Origin of the sequence: Polynucleobacter sp. AP-Capit-er-40B-B4, from assembly GCF_018882245.1 — a bacterium.
Classification (GTDB): Bacteria; Pseudomonadota; Gammaproteobacteria; order Burkholderiales; family Burkholderiaceae; genus Polynucleobacter.
The window spans coordinates 1-1,457 of record NZ_JACVOV010000003.1 but is presented as its reverse complement, the minus strand read 5'-3'; the positions used below and the strand labels follow the sequence as shown (position 1 = coordinate 1,457).

Here is a 1,457-nt window from a genome sequence, read left to right as displayed (position 1 = left end):
TTCCAAAGCAGGACCGTAATCTGCAGACGAGGCTGTGCCATTGGCAGTTGCCAAGCTGACATACTGACCTGCTGCACCAGTAACTGTAAATACAGCATAAGGTGAGCCTTCGTTCACGGTCAGGCTGTTAACACTTAATAGGCGATCATCATTTGGCAGTGTCGCAGCATTAGCGCTACTTACCACTCCATTCACTGGAGTTGGTGGCGTAATAGTTTCTGGAGTACTACCAGTTGGATTGCCGGCAGTAAATTGCGTACCAGTACCATCATCCAAAATCGTAGCAGTACCAGTAGCACTAGTAGTGCCAGTATTGGTCGCTGTTAAGGTGAAGGTCTCACCATTGTCTGGTGTGGTGTCATTGGTAATTGCGCTGCGGACTAATAGCGTTGTGCCAGTAACTGGGATTTGTACAAAGCTACCTGGCGTGTAAGCCACCCAAGCTGTGCCATTGAAGTATTCCAAAGCAGGACCGTAATCTGCAGACGAGGCTGTGCCATTGGCAGTTGCCAAGCTGACATACTGACCTGCTGCACCAGTAACTGTAAATACAGCATAAGGTGAGCCTTCGTTCACGGTCAGGCTGTTAACAGCGAGAGGACGGTCGTCATCAGTCAATGGAGCGCTAACAGTAGGTGTTACTACTGCGCCTGTAGCTGGCGTTACTAGACTACCAGCTGCATTCCAAATACTGCCTGTACCATCATCAACAATTTGAGCGTAACCATCATAAGTATGACTTGTGTCAGGAGTTACATAGACACCATTTACCAACACTGGTGTCGAGCTTGCATACTGAACACTTAATTTAAATCGCTCTCCACCATCAACAACGGTGTCTTGCAATATAGGCACGCGCACCAATAGTGAACCTGTATCAGCACTCAACACTGGTGGGTTAAGTGGGTTATAAGCAACCCATGAGCCCAGGCCACCATTAGCGGCCGGATTGAAATACTCCAAACTATTGGTGTAATCACTTCCAGCAGTTGCCGCAGGTGATGTACCCACACCCAAAGTTAAGTTAACTTTTGCTGTTGGCACACCTGTTACGGTAAATACCACATAAGGAGAACCCTCATTGACTAGCAAATCATTCACAAATGCAGGGCTATAAGGATTATCGTTATTCAGTGCCAGCGTGCCGTTGAGGGGATCAACGGTACCAACTGCATCTGGCACTCCAGTGGTGTTTGCACTACTAAAGAGGCTGCCGGTACCGTTGTCATTAATCGTACCAACACCAGTGGCATTATTTCCGCTGGCATTTGTAGCAATCAAATTAAAGGTTTCTGAAACCTCATAAGGAGCATCGTTCACGATTGCAACACGTACCAATAAACCACCTGCTGGGATAGCGACAAAACTACCTGGGGTGTAATCCACCCAAGCGGTGCCATTAAAGTACTGCAAAGCTGTACCCGAGTCAGTACCAACGGTCGCGGTACCAGAGCTTA

At 47.8% G+C, this 1,457-nt stretch carries 1 protein-coding gene; it reads right to left on the bottom strand.

Annotated elements, in window-relative coordinates; all coding sequences use genetic code 11:
- Nucleotides 1-1,457: hypothetical protein (locus ICN19_RS08170; protein WP_216246956.1), on the bottom strand; the 1,457-nt coding region annotated here is incomplete at both ends.